The organism is Chryseobacterium contaminans (genome assembly GCF_001684955.1).
GTDB lineage: Bacteria > Bacteroidota > Bacteroidia > Flavobacteriales > Weeksellaceae > Chryseobacterium > Chryseobacterium contaminans.
Genome location: NZ_MAYF01000355.1, coordinates 1 through 15995, shown reverse-complemented (window position 1 = coordinate 15995; position 15995 = coordinate 1). Strand labels below are relative to the sequence as shown.

At 35.3% G+C, this 15995-nt stretch carries 13 protein-coding genes; 4 read left to right on the top strand and 9 right to left on the bottom strand.

The window, feature by feature from the left end; all coding sequences use genetic code 11:
* Positions 1-800: T9SS type A sorting domain-containing protein (locus tag BBH99_RS20650; RefSeq protein WP_066700165.1), on the bottom strand; the 800-nt coding region annotated here is incomplete at its 3' end.
* A gap of 149 nt (positions 801-949) precedes the next feature.
* Between BBH99_RS20650 and BBH99_RS20645 the strand changes: the two genes are divergently transcribed.
* Both BBH99_RS20645 and dusB read left to right on the top strand, forming a co-directional pair.
* Positions 950-4177: a hypothetical protein gene (locus BBH99_RS20645; RefSeq protein WP_083188896.1), complete on the top strand. Its 3228-nt coding sequence runs from the start codon at positions 950-952 to the stop codon at positions 4175-4177.
* 188 nt (positions 4178-4365) lie between these two features.
* Positions 4366-5361, top strand: a complete 996-nt coding sequence (dusB, locus tag BBH99_RS20640) for a tRNA dihydrouridine synthase DusB (RefSeq protein WP_045500813.1) — start codon at positions 4366-4368, stop codon at positions 5359-5361.
* Between the two features lie 55 nt (positions 5362-5416).
* Here dusB and deoC read toward each other — a convergent pair whose 3' ends face one another.
* The 5 genes from deoC to BBH99_RS20615 all read right to left on the bottom strand — a co-directional run bounded on the left by deoC (position 5417) and on the right by BBH99_RS20615 (position 9907).
* Positions 5417-6160 carry a deoxyribose-phosphate aldolase gene (gene deoC, locus BBH99_RS20635; RefSeq protein WP_066700164.1) on the bottom strand — a complete coding sequence of 248 codons (744 nt, stop codon included), beginning with the start codon at positions 6158-6160 and terminating at the stop codon, positions 5417-5419.
* 4 nt (positions 6161-6164) lie between these two features.
* Complete coding sequence (locus BBH99_RS20630) at positions 6165-6635, bottom strand: Lrp/AsnC ligand binding domain-containing protein (RefSeq protein WP_002976659.1); 471 nt, start codon at positions 6633-6635, stop codon at positions 6165-6167.
* Between the two features lie 28 nt (positions 6636-6663).
* Positions 6664-7599: an endonuclease/exonuclease/phosphatase family protein gene (locus BBH99_RS20625; protein ID WP_066700162.1), complete on the bottom strand. Its 936-nt coding sequence runs from the start codon at positions 7597-7599 to the stop codon at positions 6664-6666.
* A gap of 377 nt (positions 7600-7976) precedes the next feature.
* Complete coding sequence (trmD, locus tag BBH99_RS20620; RefSeq protein ID WP_066700160.1) at positions 7977-8648, bottom strand: tRNA (guanosine(37)-N1)-methyltransferase TrmD; 672 nt, start codon at positions 8646-8648, stop codon at positions 7977-7979.
* Positions 8645-9907, bottom strand: a complete 1263-nt coding sequence (locus tag BBH99_RS20615) for an NAD(P)/FAD-dependent oxidoreductase (RefSeq protein ID WP_066700158.1) — start codon at positions 9905-9907, stop codon at positions 8645-8647. Before BBH99_RS20615 ends, trmD begins: the two co-directional genes overlap by 4 nt.
* A gap of 65 nt (positions 9908-9972) precedes the next feature.
* On the opposite strand from BBH99_RS20615, the gene BBH99_RS20610 reads away from it, so the two are divergent.
* On the top strand, positions 9973-10836 hold the full coding sequence (locus tag BBH99_RS20610; RefSeq protein WP_066700156.1) for a glycoside hydrolase family 25 protein: 864 nt from the start codon (positions 9973-9975) through the stop codon (positions 10834-10836).
* A gap of 147 nt (positions 10837-10983) precedes the next feature.
* Here BBH99_RS20610 and BBH99_RS21970 read toward each other — a convergent pair whose 3' ends face one another.
* A complete protein-coding gene (locus BBH99_RS21970) occupies positions 10984-12642 on the bottom strand; it encodes an alpha/beta fold hydrolase (RefSeq protein WP_083188895.1) in 1659 nt (552 codons plus the stop codon).
* 149 nt (positions 12643-12791) lie between these two features.
* Positions 12792-13304, bottom strand: a complete 513-nt coding sequence (locus BBH99_RS20600; protein WP_066700154.1) for a 5' nucleotidase, NT5C type — start codon at positions 13302-13304, stop codon at positions 12792-12794.
* A gap of 283 nt (positions 13305-13587) precedes the next feature.
* Between BBH99_RS20600 and BBH99_RS20595 the strand changes: the two genes are divergently transcribed.
* Complete coding sequence (locus BBH99_RS20595) at positions 13588-15483, top strand: ABC-F family ATP-binding cassette domain-containing protein (RefSeq protein WP_066700152.1); 1896 nt, start codon at positions 13588-13590, stop codon at positions 15481-15483.
* 139 nt (positions 15484-15622) lie between these two features.
* Here the strand turns inward: BBH99_RS20595 and BBH99_RS20590 are convergent.
* The coding region (locus tag BBH99_RS20590; protein WP_262487214.1) for a Gfo/Idh/MocA family oxidoreductase at positions 15623-15995 on the bottom strand (373 nt) is incomplete at its 5' end.

Here is a 15995-nt window from a genome sequence, read left to right as displayed (position 1 = left end):
TTTAGGATTTTCTGAGATACTGCTTCATTGTTTACAGTACCTGTTACAATATAGTTTCCTTTTGTTAATTCAGCAACGTTTACAGTTCCGTTTGCTTTTACAGAAGCTTCTTTAACAAGCTGTCCGAACATATTGAAAATTTTCACGTCTTTAGCATCAGCTCCGAAAGTGATTTCGTTGTTTTTAACGAAAGTGTTTTTAACGAAGTTTGCTATAGATTTTCCTTTATTGATTTCTGTAACAGCTAAAGAACCGCTAGCAACAGTTTTGATAACAATGTTATCTAAATAAGCTCTAAAAGAAGTATTTGTAGTTTCAAATGTAACAGTTGAATTTGCCTGACCACCAGTAAAAGTTACTGTTTTTGATTCAGGTGTTCCAGACATCACAGCAGTATAAGATACAGTCTGATCAGTAAGATTAGTTACTTTTACAACGATAGTACTTGGAGTAGCTGTCCAACCCTTAACATCAAAAGTAATTACTACATTACCTCCATCAGTTGATAAATCCAAAGATTTTGAAGTCATAGTCCCGATAGCAGAACTTGATCCTAATTTTGCCATTCCTCCTGCACTGTATACTTTCGATCCACTAGGAAAGTTTGCGACTGGAGGGATTGGGTTAGTAGCATTTCCCGGATTATAAACATCTGTTCCATTAGGAGCTGATGAACCCGTTGATGCTGTATTTCCACCAGCAGTATAAGCAGCGAAATCCTCAGATAAAGCTATAGTTTGTTGAGCATAAATTCCACTTGCTACTACAACTGTAGCAAAAAACGAATAAAGTTTTTTCATGATTTAAAATTTTATTTATTAATTATTTAGGTGATAAAATTACATCATTTTTCGTATTTAGCACAATAAATAAGTTAACTTTTTGTTAATAATAGTTAACTCATTGCCATTAACATTTTTTAATTATTTTTACGAATTATTTTCAGGAGTTGCGAAATATTTTTATCCTAATCGTTGTATTTTTCTTTGGCATATTTTCAGGAAATGCTCAGGTATTTTCATGGAAAAATCCCAACGTTCCGGAAGACAGCGTTAAAAAGGATAGCATTCTCGCTGCCAAACTTGAACAGGATATTTTTGTAAAAGACACCTTAGACTTTATCCGAACCCACAACAGAATTGTTGTTGATGAAGCTGTACTGGCAAAAAATGATAAGAAAAGGTTTTTAGGTGAACTTAATTCCAAGGGTTCCATTATCCGTGGAATTACATTTGGTAATAATCAGGGGCAGTCTGTACAAAGTTCCATGGATCTACAGATTTCCGGACGTCTTTCAAAAGATGTTACCATTTTGGCGAGTATTTCCGACCATAACTTACCCATTCAGGCAGATGGATATACTCAAACTCTAGAAGAGTTTGACAAAATTTATATGCAGTTGAACATTAAGGATAAATCTATTCTCAGAGCCGGGCATCTTGATCTTGTAGAATCTAAAAATTATTTTGCTAAATACCAGAGACGAAGCATGGGCATCCAGTTTCAGACAGAATTTGGGAAAGAAAATAAAACATTTGTGGATATTTCTGCCGGTGTAGCGCGAAGTGAATTTCATAGAATCCGTTTTCAGGGAGTTGAAGGAAACCAGGGGCCTTACCGCTTGACAGGAAAAAACGGAGAACAGTTCATTACTCTGATCTCAGGTTCTGAACAGGTATTTATTGATGGTATCCTGATGAAACGTGGGGAAAACCAGGATTATGTGATCAACTATAATACAGGCGAGGTTACTTTTACCAGTTTTCGTCCTATTTTCCAACAGAATTTTATTACGATTTCCTATAACTATGCCAATAGGAATTATTCAAGATATTTATTTACCGGAAAGCTGGAGCATCAAAGAGAAAAATTTAAGGTTGGACTGAACTGGTTCATGGAAAATGATAACAAAAATGCTCCTCTTGCTCTAAGTTTATCCAAAGAAGACGAACAGATTTTAGCCAATGCAGGAAATGACCCGAATCTGATGTATGCGCCATCGGGAGTTGTTACGGAATATGATGTGAATAAAATTTTATACCGTTTAAATCCTGCCGGAAACTTCTATGAACTTTCTACTGATCCTAATGAAACTCTCTATCAGGTATCTTTCACCTATTTTGGCGCTAATCAGGGAGATTATAAAACAGCACAAACCACCAATAACGGACGTGTTTTTGAATATGTAGGGCCCAATGCAGGAGATTACAGAGCGGTAAGAAAACTTCCTTCACCACAAAAATCTCAGGTGTTCTCTCTTAGCTCTGAATATTTATTGGAAGAAGGGAAAATAGGTGCTGATATTTCCCTGAGCAATTATGATGTTAATTTATTTTCATCAAAAGATTCTGATCAGAACACAGGATATGCTTATCGTGTCTTTGGAAATAAAACTTTTACAAAAAATTCATGGAAAGGAACCCCAAGCTTTGAGTACCAATACATAGACAAGCAGTTTCACATCCTGGATCGTATCAATGATGTTGAATTCTCCAGGGATTTCAACTTAACCCAGGAATTTAATAAGAAAACACAGAATCGTTTTATCTTTAGTTTTTTAAATAAATGGAATAATAAATCTACTCTAAATTATCGTATCAATTATTTAAATGAGCAGGATTCTTATAAAGGGATCAAAAACGATCTTGATTTCGGTTGGATCACCGGGAAATTCTTTACAAAAGGGAATTTATCTTACCTGAGTACCAATGCTACACTTCAGGATACCAAATTCATTCGTGGTGGAATCTCAACAGAATTTACAGGAAAGAAAGGAAGCTGGGCCATAGGAGGAAGTATGGAACATAATGAGAAAAAATATAATGATACTCAGCTTATGGATGTCACAAGTTTCAGCTGGAAAGAAATTTTCGTTCAAAAGAAAATTGGGGACAGTACCCGTACAAAATTACTTGCTAAAGTATATATGAGGGATAATGACTCAGTACGTGATAACAGACTTCAGAATATGAACAATATTCTGGGGGTTATGGCTGAAAGTCAGATTATAAAAACGGAAAGAACTACTTTAAATGCTTTAATCCATTACAGAAAATTCTTTTATTCAGGGATAGAAGGTGATGTCACCAGAAATAATGATTTTGTAGTAGGTAATATTCTTTATAATCAACAGCTTTTCAGAAACGGGATGCGTCTACAGGCATTCTATGAATTAGGGAATGGACAGGAAGCACAACGAGAGTTTCAATATATCAAAGTAACAGACGGACAGGGCGTTTATAAATGGACTGATTATAATGGTGATGGTATTCAGCAGCTAGATGAATTTGAAATAGCCGAATACTCTGATTTAGCCCAATACATCAGGGTTTACACCAACTCTGTACGATATATTCCATCCAATAAAAACAAATTGCAGCTGGCTCTATTTGTAAATCCGGCTATTGTTTTTAACTCTGAAAATGCCTTTTTAAAACGCTGGAACTTCAACATTTCATTAAATTCTCAAAACTCATTCTATAAAAAAGACAAGGTTCTGGTATTAAATCCATTTGAGAAAAATAATGATCAGATCCTTAAAAATCAAAATATTTTAACTTCTGTACAATTCAATCCAACGGATAAATCCGGATGGAACGGAAACTACCGGTTCATTACAAATGATAACCTTATCAATGCTAATTTCAGTAATGAAGAACGTGAGCAAACTTCTCATTTCCTGAATATCGGATACTGGTTTAACAAAGAATTCAGGGTTGACTGGGAAAATTCTGTTCATGATATTAAAAATTCTTCACAGTTATTCGCAACAAGAGATTATCGCTTAAATAATTTTGAAACCAAACCAAAAGCCACTTACAAATTTACAGATGCTCTTCAGGCTGAACTTTCTTCTGCTTACCGTCAGAAAAAAAGAATTGATGGTGAAGAATTATTAAAAGCTTTTGATGTTACAGGAACCGTCCAATGGGAGTTCAGAAAAACGTCCATCCGCGGAAACTTCTCTTTCATCAATAATAATTTCAATGGTAACAATTTCAGTATTGTAGGAAATCAGATGCTTGATGGGTTGAAGCCTGGAAAAAACCAGGTATGGAGCGTATTTATCCAACAGGCCCTCAATTCATTCATTCAATTGAATTTAAATTATGAAGGAAGAAACTCCGGGGAAAGAACTATTCACATCGGAAGCATGCAGGTAAAAGCAAGTTTCTAAAGGTTTAAGGTTAGCTATTTCTCTCTATCTCTAAATTTTCTTTCCGCTACTCTAATACTCTAATACTCTAATACTCTAATACTCTCAAACCCTAAAACACTCCCACCCTCAACCCCATATAAACTCATCATTCACAGTAATAGATAATATCATATTTTCAACTATTCAGAATTTTGTAAATTTGCACCATGATAAAAATAGGCAATATAGAACTGCCGGAATTTCCGCTTTTGCTGGCTCCGATGGAAGACGTAAGTGATCCACCGTTCAGACGTTTGTGTAAAATGCATGGTGCAGATTTAATGTATTCGGAATTTATTTCTTCCGAAGGGTTAATTCGTGACGCCATCAAGAGCCGTAAAAAACTGGATATTTTCGATTATGAAAGACCAGTCGGGATACAGATTTTCGGTGGTGATGAAGAAGCAATGGCTATGTCTGCGAGAATTGTTGAAACAGTAAATCCGGACCTGGTAGACATTAATTTTGGTTGTCCTGTAAAAAAAGTGGTTTGCAAAGGAGCCGGTGCCGGAGTTTTGAAAGATATTGACCTTATGGTTCGTCTTACAAAGGCTGTAGTAAGTTCTACTCACCTGCCTGTAACCGTGAAAACGCGTTTAGGATGGGACAGTACATGTATCAATATTGACGAAGTAGCAGAACGTCTTCAGGAAACCGGAATCAAGGCACTTACCATCCATGCCAGAACCCGCGCACAAATGTATAAGGGTGAAGCAGATTGGGAACATATTTCAAGAATTAAGCAAAATCCAAATATTGAAATTCCTATTTTCGGAAACGGGGATATTGATTCACCGGAAAAAGCATTGGAATACAAACAAAAATATGCCTGTGACGGAATTATGATTGGACGTGCAGCCATCGGGTATCCTTGGATATTTAACGAGATCAAACATTTCTTTAAAACAGGTGAACATTTGCCTGCTCCTACTATTTCAGACCGTTTATTAGCCGTTCGCCAGCATGCTGAATGGAGTGCAGAATGGAAAGGGGAAAGATTAGGATTGGTAGAAATGAGACAGCATTACAGCAACTATTTCAGAGGAATTCCTCACTTCAAAGACTTCAGAAAAAGGTTCCTGGAGGTTTTCACCTTAGAAGAAATGGATGCTCTGATTAAAGAAACCCAGCAATTCTACGAAGAATATCAGGCTCAGGTATAAAAATAAAAACCATCAATTGAATTGATGGTTTTTTTATTATTCTTGAATATCAAATTTAATATCCGCCTGATGAAGATTTATTTGTAATGAGTGCCAATGCTGAGGAAGTTCCAATTCTCTTTACTCCCATAGTAATCATTTTTTCAGCGTCTTCAGGTGTTCTTACTCCTCCGGCTGCTTTTACAGGAAGTTTTCCTGCATTATCTAGCATAATTCTTATTCCTTCAAAGGTTGCTCCATTAGGCTTCCCATCTTTAGTTTCATAAAAACCGGTTGATGATTTAACAAAAATATGAGATAAATCATCGGCGGAAAAATTCTCTTCTGCCCAGTTTGAAATATCCTTGGTAAGATCTCCAATCTGTTCGTTTGTTAAAGCTGCAATTTCAATAATCCATTTTGCAATTTTATGATGTTCCAAAGCCAGCTTTGTACATTTTACAAACTCTTCTTTTACCAGATCTGTATTTCCCTGAAGATAAGCACTGTAATTAATCACGAAATCCAGTTCATCTGCTCCATCTTCAATAGCTTTTGAAGCTTCTGCAAGCTTTTCTTCTACAGAATACGTTCCTTCATGGAATCCTATTACAGTTCCTACTACAACATTTGAATTTCTCTCCTGAATATATTTTTTAATTTCAGCTACATAATCCGGCCTGATCATTACTGCGAAAATACCATTATCAATGGCTTCCTGTGCAAGTTTTTTATCAATCTGAAGGGTTTCTTCATGTGAAATACCTGATTGTTCCGGTGTCTTCAAGTAAGTTGAATCCAAATATTGGGCTATGTTCATATCGTTATACTTTCAATTGTCTGTAAATACCTTGTTCCAAAGATATAAAAGTTTCTGTTCTTGTTACTCCTTTCAATTTTTGGAGTTTGCTAAGAATTTGCATTAAATGATCATTATCTTTACAAAGAACCTTAAGGAATATTGTATAATTACCTGTTGTATAGTGCGCTTCTACTACTTCATTAATATCATGCAAAGATTTTACCACTTCAGGGTAATGGCTTGGCTGATCCAAAAACACACCGATATAAGAAATCACTTTATATCCGATTTTTTTAGGATTAAGGAATGAGATTGAATTTTCAATAACTCCTGCGTGCTCCAGTTTTTTAATTCTTTGGTGTACTGCTGTTGTAGAGATTCCCACATTCTTTGAAATGTGTGCTAAAGAAGTTTTAGCGTTATCCATCAACATATAGATAATTTCCTTGTCAATGGAATCTAAATGATAGCTTGTGTTGCTCGAATTTTTCATTTTCTACTTTTTTATTATTTATGTTTTTTTATGATAAGCTTTTAAACTTTACAAAAACCGGAAAGTGATCGCTGTATCCGCCTAAATACCGGGTACCGGCATAAGTTCGGAAAGGTCGTCCTTCAAAATTTCTGGTCCTGCTGCTGAGTTTCTCAGAATTAAATACACAAGCTTCCTGAAAAGCCAGCGTTTTATTGTCAAGAAGGGATCTCGACATGATAATCTGATCGTACAGCAATCCAGATTTATAATGAAAAGTAGAATAATTTCTTGTAGAAAACAACTCCTGAAAAGGGTTCATCAAAACCTTCTCATGATCATTGTCATATAGAATTTGTACTAAATTTTCATCATCCGGGTTTTCATTAAAATCACCACACAATATGACATGTTCTTTATCAGCATTCGCAATTTTCATGATCCGCTGCCGGACCTCATTGAGTATAAAGGCTCTTTTGGGTTTATTAATATCTTTTTCGCGCTTAGAGGGAAGATGGGCGACAAAGACATTTATAATTTCTCCTTTATATTTAACTTTTGAAAAAAGAACATCTCTGGTTGTATCGTAATTTCCAGTGTTTTTATAGGTTATTTCAAAAAAGAAAGTAATGGTTTCAGAATCTATAACCTCTACTTTATTTTTATCATATAACATGGCTACATCTACCTTTCTTTCATCCATAGAATTGTAATGTACAATTCCATATTCAGAATTAAAAGGTTCCATTTCCACAAGATCTTCTAAAACTTTCCTTCCGGAAACTTCGGATAATCCTATAATAAATGGCAATACTCCATTTTCCTCCTTCATCAATTGAAATGCATGAGAGATTTTAAAAAGTTTGTTTTTATATCTTCTCTCATCCCAGTTTCTTAAACCTGACTTTGTAGGATCTAATTTGTGGACAGGCTTAGGATCGGGTAAAAATAAATTTTCAACATTATAAAAAGAGAACAGTTCCATCAACACAAATTTCTATACTTTAATTAATATGTTCTTTTTTTCTAATCGTAAATTTATTATTTTTTTCCAAATTGCATTGATTTGCTTACAATATCAACAAATCAATTTGTAATAAGAAATATTTCAAATGTAATAAAAAAAATCAATAAAACCACTTATAGTGAATTAAATTTTCAACCAATCTATCATTTTATTCAATATATCGGAATTAAAATAATGAACAAAATTCAAAATAATGAAAATAAAAATCCAATTAAAAGACCAAATCTGCTAATATTTTCCTTTTCACTTACAAAAATAACAAATATTATTCCATTTAATTTATAGACAAATAGAATAAATAAAAAAACAGGGTTTAAATATCCTACAACGCCATATTAAAGGAGATCGGGGCGCTTTTCTTTGGTAATTCTTACTGCTTCATCGTGACGCCATTCTTCAATTTTTCCAAAATTTCCACTTAGTAAAACTTTAGGAACCTCCAGACCTTTATAGACTTCTGGCCTTGTATAAATAGGCGGTGACAAAAGATCATCCTGAAAGCTATCTGTTAAAGCACTTTGTTCATCATTTAAAACTCCCGGAAGCAGCCTTATGATAGAATCAGCCAGTACACATGCCGCAAGCTCTCCACCAGTAAGCACGTAATCCCCAATTGATATTTCTTTCGTGATATGAAGGTCTCGTACTCTCTGATCTATTCCTTTATAATGTCCGCAAAGAAAGATCAGATTGTTCTTTATAGAAAGAGAATTGGCTATTTTCTGGTTCAAAGTTACTCCATCCGGTGTCAGATAGATTACCTCATCATATTCTCTTTGGGATTTTAATTCTGAGATACATTTATCCAATGGCTCTACCATCATCACCATTCCTGCTCCACCTCCATAAGGTTCATCATCAATTTGTTTGTGTTTATTGATGGCCCAGTCTCTCAGGTGATGAAAATGTACTTCTGCCAGTCCTTTGTCCATTGCTCTTTTTAAAATAGAGGTTTTAAATGGACTTTCCATCAATTCTGGAAGTACGCTTATGATATCAATTCTCATTGTAATGTTCCGTTTTTCTTAGTAGGTATAATAATTAATCTTAAGGAAGAATCCTTGTTGATATAGCTCCACATCCAGTTGAAGAATATGGCCAGCTTATTTCGAACGCTCAAAATTAGCATTAAATGGAGAAACATCCAGAAATACCATGCTAAAAATCCTTGAAATTTTATAAATGGTAAGTCTACAACGGCTCTATGCTTTCCTATAGTGGCTAAAGAACCTTTATCGTCATATTCATATTCTTTCCATTCTCCTGGGTTCTTCTTCAGGAGATTTTTCCCTAAGTTTTTGGCTTGATTAATGGCTACATTAGCAACCTGTGGATGTCCCTGTGGATATTTAGGAGTTTCCATATAGGCTATATCACCAATGGCATATACATTATCATACCCTTTTATTTTATTGTACCGATCTACAATATATCTGTTTCTTACTAATTTTTCTTCCGGGAAACCGTCAATTACATTTCCTGTGACTCCTGCTGCCCAGATTACATTATTAGACGGTATTTGTTTCCCGCTTCTCAAATGTACTATATCCCCGTCATAATCTGTAACCACTTCTCCGCTCATGAAAGTTACCCCTAGATCTTTAAGGTATTTTTCAGATTTCTCCTGAGCTTCACTGCTCATTACGGCAAGAGGCTTTTCAGTGGAGCTTACAAGAATAATCTTCAGATGATCGAAATTCATGTAAGGGTAATCTCTAGGAAGAATATCTTTTTTCATTTCAGCAAAAGCTCCTGCGAGCTCCACGCCAGTAGGTCCGCTTCCTACAATCACGATATTCCAGTTTCCGTCATCACTGCGGCTTTTTTCAATAATCAGTTTTTCAAAGGTCATCAGAACGTGATTTCTGATGCTGATAGCTTCCTGGGTATTCTTCATTCCGAATGCTTTCCCTTCAAGTTCTTTGTTACCGAAGAAATTAGTTTTACAACCTGTTGCAATGATGAGTTTATCATAAGTAAATTCAGCCTCATCGGTAATGACTTTATTATTAGCGGCATCAATTTCCTTTACATCCGTCATCCGGAACTGAGTGTTTCTGGATTGCTGAAAAATCTTTCTGAAAGGAAAAGAAATATTGGAAGGTTCTATCCTTCCGGAGGCTACCTGATAAAAAAGCGGCTGAAACATGTGATGATTCATCCGATCCAGAACAATAACCTTTTTGTTCTTGTTATTTAACGTTTTTGCAAGCTGCAGCCCCGCAAATCCTCCTCCTATAATGATGATTTTTTCGCGTGTTTCCATAATACACAAATTTACTGATTTTATTTAGCATTTAGTAGTGAAAAAAGTTAGTTTTGCAAAACTTTATGACACCAAAAAAGTACACCAAAAAAACTGCCAAACAGATCCATAAGAACAGACGGAACAACTATTTTTTCCGTCGAAGGGTGATATTAGCTATCTTAATTGTAGCACTAATCGGGACGGGGTTTTACCTTAAACAATCCGTAAGCTATTACTACGCATTGTACTTTAATAAATTCACCCATAAAAAACTTCACAATAGTGAAAAAGAGAATTCCAGGATTCAAAGAATATTAGCTAATAACCTTGATAAGACCTATGGTTTTGATGTTTCTCATTATCAGAATAAAGAGGATATCAAATGGGACAGTCTCAGCATCGGGAACAAAACCATTCCGCTGGAATTTGTGGTAATGCGTGCAACTATGGGAAATAAAAGTGCGGATAAACATTTTGATGATTTTTGGGAAATGGCTAAAAAACACGATCTGATCCGCGGGGCTTATCACTTTTATAGAGCCGATGAAGATCCGGTAATCCAGGCAAATAATTTCCTCGCGAATGTAAAACTGGAAAGCGGAGACTTACCTCCTATTCTGGATATTGAAAAAATTCCTAAACGGAAAACGAATAAAAAATTAGTGGAAGACCTAAAAGTATGGTGTAAAATTGTAGAAGAAACGTATGGTGAAAAACCTATCATTTACACTTACTACCATTATTACAAAGATTTCCTGAAAGGTGAATTTGAAGGTTACCCTCTATGGCTGGCCAATTACAATGATGTTCCTACTCCATCTCCTGATGACCAGTGGAATTTCTGGCAATTTACTGAAAACGGAATAGTTCATGGGATTAACACCAAAGTAGACCTTGATATTTACAATGGTAATTCCTGGTCTCTGAAAAGGCTGACATTGGATTGATAAAGCTGAAAGATAGATGCGGGAAGAAGGAAGTTTCTGAAGTCCCAAGTATCGATTGTAAGTTTATTTTCTAACAATTTAAAAAGCTCCTTTTAATTTTAGTGTTAAAATAAAAGGAGCTTTTTAAACTTCAGGCCTCCAGCTTACTTACTTCTTTCCGAGAAAATTCAGAATGTCTGTATTAAGCTGATCCGGTTTTTCATAAGGAACCATGTGAGTTGTATCCGTATAAATTTTCTTTTCAGCATTTGGAATCTGTCTGGAAATAAATTCTGTATGATCCGGCTTGATAACATCTCTGTCGCCGGCAATAACGAGAACAGGGCTTTTTATTTTATTTAAATCATTTTTACTGATATTAGGTTCCGTAAGCATGATCTTTAAAAGTCTGCGTTCCCCGAATGTCTCTTCCAGAGCCATATCTTTCAATTGCTTCATCTGGTTGGTAAAGCGTTCAATAAGTTTATCCTCTACTCCTTCAGGAAAAGCGTTGGCTCCGATGGATACAAGCTTATTAAGACGATCCGGATATTGTAAGGCAAATTCAAGTCCTGTATTTCCACCGTCGCTCCAACCCACGATGTTAATTTTATCAAGTTTTAGTTCATCTGCTAATGCTTTTACATCGTCTGCAAATAATTTATAGGTAAAATCTTTTTTAGAGGTATCTTTACTCTTTCCCTGACCCCTTGTATCTACTGCAATTACTTTATATTGCTTAGACAAAACAGGAATCTGCTGATAATAATCTTTGATACTTCCTGAATTCCCATGAAGCATTACCAAAGGTTCACCTTCACCATATATTTCATAATAGAGATCGGTATCTTTCAGTTTCAGATATTTTCCTGCGGAATCATTTTTACCATATAGAGACCGATCTGCTTCCTCTATATTTTTTGAATAATCGGCAGCCCACCCCTGAGAAATCTCATCGTTATCTGCATAGCCTCCATCATCATCTTTTGAATTGTCTCCGTTCTTATCCATTTTCACATCAATATTAATGGCCGGTGCTGCAAGAGTCATTTTCTCCCAATCTCCATAAAACTTTCTCATGAATCCTGTTTTAAATAGTGCGGCACTGATTTTAATGCTTCCGTTGAATGCTTTTAAAAACTGAATTCCCACAAAAAACTTTCCTTTCACCCAAATATTATGGTCATTAACATCCAATGTATAGGTTCCGTCTTTAATCATATCCTCAGTGAGCTGTACTGTGATTTCTTCATCCAGAAGGTTCTTATCCGGATAGCCGTCTTTTTCACTATAGATACTGTATCTCATCAGAACCGGCTCTGTGGAAATGTAACGAGCAATATTCAGGTTAATATTTTTGATCTTGGATCTTTTCTTTGTCTTAAACTCCAGTGCCGTTTCACCCAGAAAATTGGTATTATCTCCTGCTGGATTAACGAAATATAAAACACTCTTCGTTTTTGTCTTAATTCCCCAGTTTTTATCTACCAGCTTTTTAGGTTTAATCGCAATCTCTTTGATCGTTTTAGTTCTCTCATTCAAGAATACCTTCTGCTGATCATGTTTTTTAAAATCCTGTATTGCTTCTTCATAAATTTCATATCCCGGCACCTCTATTTTTACTTTCTGTTGTGGATTCAGGCCAGTAAGATCTATTGAGAAATTTCCTTTTCCGTCAGAAATGGTTCCGATAGTTTTCTTATCTACCCCAATCTTCACATAAGGAATAGGTTGATTTTCATTTTTAGAAATTATGGTTCCGGAAATAACCTGTGCACTGAAGGCTGAAACCGTAAGAATAAAGGATAAAACACTAAGTTTTTTCATGTTAAAAGTTTGATGCAAACATATTTATTTAAAATCATCAACATTCATAATACCTTATTAAATTAAACCCTGTTTTAGTTAAAGTTATTCTAAATATTTCCTGTTTTATAATATTAATTCTAAAAAACATTTAATTGTTATTGCTCTTCTTATAAAATCTCCATGATTTCTTCCCAGGAATTTACTCTTTGATAGGTTTCATTTTCTATCAGTTCATTATGAGGCTGGGTAAAAATAAGCCCCTGCCCTGAAAAATGATCTAAATTCTTTGGATAGTCATCAATCATAACATCACCCGAAACTACTTTTTTACTGCCACAAAGCACAATCTGTTCCCAGGTGATGAATGGAAAATGCTCAGCTAGCCAGTCATACTTTTCCCTTAAACTGTTCGGAAACTCCATTCCTGCCGAAACAATGTACAGCTCATATTTGTTATTCAGATATTCTATTGCTTTCTGACTTCCTTCCATCACGGGTAATGTTCTGAAAAATCCTATCTCATTTACATGCTTCTTTCCATTAGGAAAAACTTCTAGCTCCGGTCTTCCTACTGTTCCGTTGAGTTCAACCTCTCTTCCGGTATCTCTTTTTTCAAATTGAATCAGCTGATGGTAAACATCTGCCATTACCCCATCCATGTCAACAATCACTTTTTTCATTGTTCAAAATCAGATTTTTATTATTCTTAAATATTATAAAGTGGGAAACCGCTTTTAATAATTTAGAAACAACTTCAGAATCACATATTCAGCAATAATTTCCCAGCTCCTTTTTTTAAGCTCCATCATCAAATTTAGCAAATTGTCATCTCTGCACATGAACACAGTTGATTAAGAAATCATAAATATTCATTTTTATAAAGCTCGTTCCGGAAAATTTTATGGTTACATTTTCGTATTTTTGCCGCTCAGTTCAAAATTAAAATCAAACTATTAATTCCCAATGAATTACGTTTCTGCAGAAAATCTCACCAAATCATACGGCATCAAAGTTTTGTTTGAAAATATTTCCTTTCACATTAATGAAGGAGACAAAATAGCCATTGTTGCCAAAAACGGAAGTGGAAAATCTACCCTTCTGAAAATTTTAATGGGTAAAGAAATTGCTGATAGTGGTACTGCAATCATTAATAAAGATATCCAGGTGGTTTTATTTGACCAGGAAATTGATTTTGACTCTAACTTAAGCATTGAAGAGTTCATGATGACGCTGGATTCGGAACCTATTCTTGCTTTAAAGAACTACCATAAATCTCTTCATTCCACAGACCATGACTTTATTGAAAAGGCACTGGCTGATATGGAGGCCCACAAAGCATGGGACCTGGAAAATGAAATGAAGCAAATTCTTTCCCAACTCAAGATCACAGACCTTGAGGCTAAAATGGGAACGCTTTCCGGAGGGCAGATCAAACGCGTTGCACTTGCCAAGTTATTGACAGAAACAAGAGCAGAACACAAACATACCCTTCTTATCATGGATGAACCTACCAACCACCTGGATGTGGATATGGTAGAATGGCTTGAAAACTATCTGAATAAAGCAAAAATCACGTTACTGCTTGTTACCCACGACCGATATTTCCTGGACAGCGTTTGTGACATTATCTGGGAAATGGAAGATAAAAATCTTTACGTTCACAACGGTTCATATGCAACGTATCTTGAAAACAAAATGATTCGTGAAGACAATCTTAATGCAACCATTGATAAAGCCAATAACCTTTACAGAAAGGAACTGGAATGGATGCGCAGACAACCTAAGGCAAGAACTACAAAATCCAAAAGCAGAATTGACTCCTTCTATGAAACAGAAAAGGTGGCCAAAACTGATACCAGAAAACAAGGTTTGGAGCTGGACTTTGAAATGAAACGTTTAGGAAATAAAATTCTTGAATTAAAACATATTGATAAAAGTTTTGGAAGTAAAGTCTTATTAAAAGATTTCAGCTACTCATTCCAACGTGGTGAGAAAGTGGGAATCATTGGAAAGAACGGAGCCGGAAAATCTACATTATTGAACATCATCCAGGGATTTGAAAAAGCGGATAAAGGTGAAATTGAAACGGGAGAAACGATTTCTTTCGGATATTTTGCTCAAAAAGGGCTTACTTATAAAGAGGATGAACGTGTCATTGACTTCATCAAGGAAATCGCAGAATTCTATCCTTTAGCGAATGGAAAAAGTCTTTCTGCATCGCAGTTCCTGAGATTATTCTTATTTGATGACCAGACCCAATACTCTCCTATTTCAAAATTATCCGGAGGGGAAAAAAGAAGATTACACCTGATGTATATTTTATATCAGAACCCTAACTTCCTGATTTTTGACGAACCTACGAATGATCTGGATCTTCCTACATTAACGGTTCTTGAAAACTTCCTGCAGCAATTCCAGGGATCTCTGATTATTGTTTCCCACGACAGATATTTCATGGATAGAATTGTGGATCATGTTTTGGCTTTTGAAGGGGATGGAAAAATAAGAGATTTTGTAGGAAATTTCTCAGAATACCGCGAAGCCAAGAGCCGCGAAGAAGCTTTAGAAAAAAATACTGCTGTAAAGCCAGAACCAGTAAAAGAAACTGCGCCCATTACAGAAAATCCATCATCTTCCAATTCTCAAAAAAGAAAATTAACCTTTAAAGAACAAAGGGAACTGGAAACCATTGAAAAGGAAATGCCTGAACTGGAAGAGCAGCGTACAAAAATTCTGGAGCAGCTGAACAATGAATCCGATTATGAAAAAATAGCCAAGCTTTCTTCCGAACTGGAGACTGTTTCAGAAAAACTGGAAAATCATGAAATGAGATGGCTTGAGCTTCAGGAAATCATGTAAAAAACATAAGTTATGAATGAGTTCAAAGGATTGAGAATAAGAAGACTTGGCAATAGAAAGCAAATAAGTTCTTCTCTCAACAACTATTAGCATTGAACTTTAAACCTTAAACTTTGAACTCATTCTTAACATCTAATCTTTATAGTACAATTACTTTTTCTTCTTTTGAGCTTTTTAGGGAAGCATCAATGATCTTCATATTCTGGATCACCTCTTTACCCGGTGATGGTAAAGGATATCCGAAAACTATATGTTCATAGATTTCCTGGTAATAATCCATATAATTTCCGGCTTCACTCGAAGTAAATATTCTTTCTGTTTCTGAATTCTCGTTCAGATAATTTAAAATTCCGTCTGCTTCTTTCAAAGGTTGCATCCATTCTTTTCCATATGCAGGAATGGCTCCGGCAACCAACTCAGCTTCCTGATTATCAGTTCTTTCTTGTAGGAAACTTCCTCTGTCTCCATGAAATTTATAAGCGTAATGATCTTCTTTAGTAAAAACTGATGAT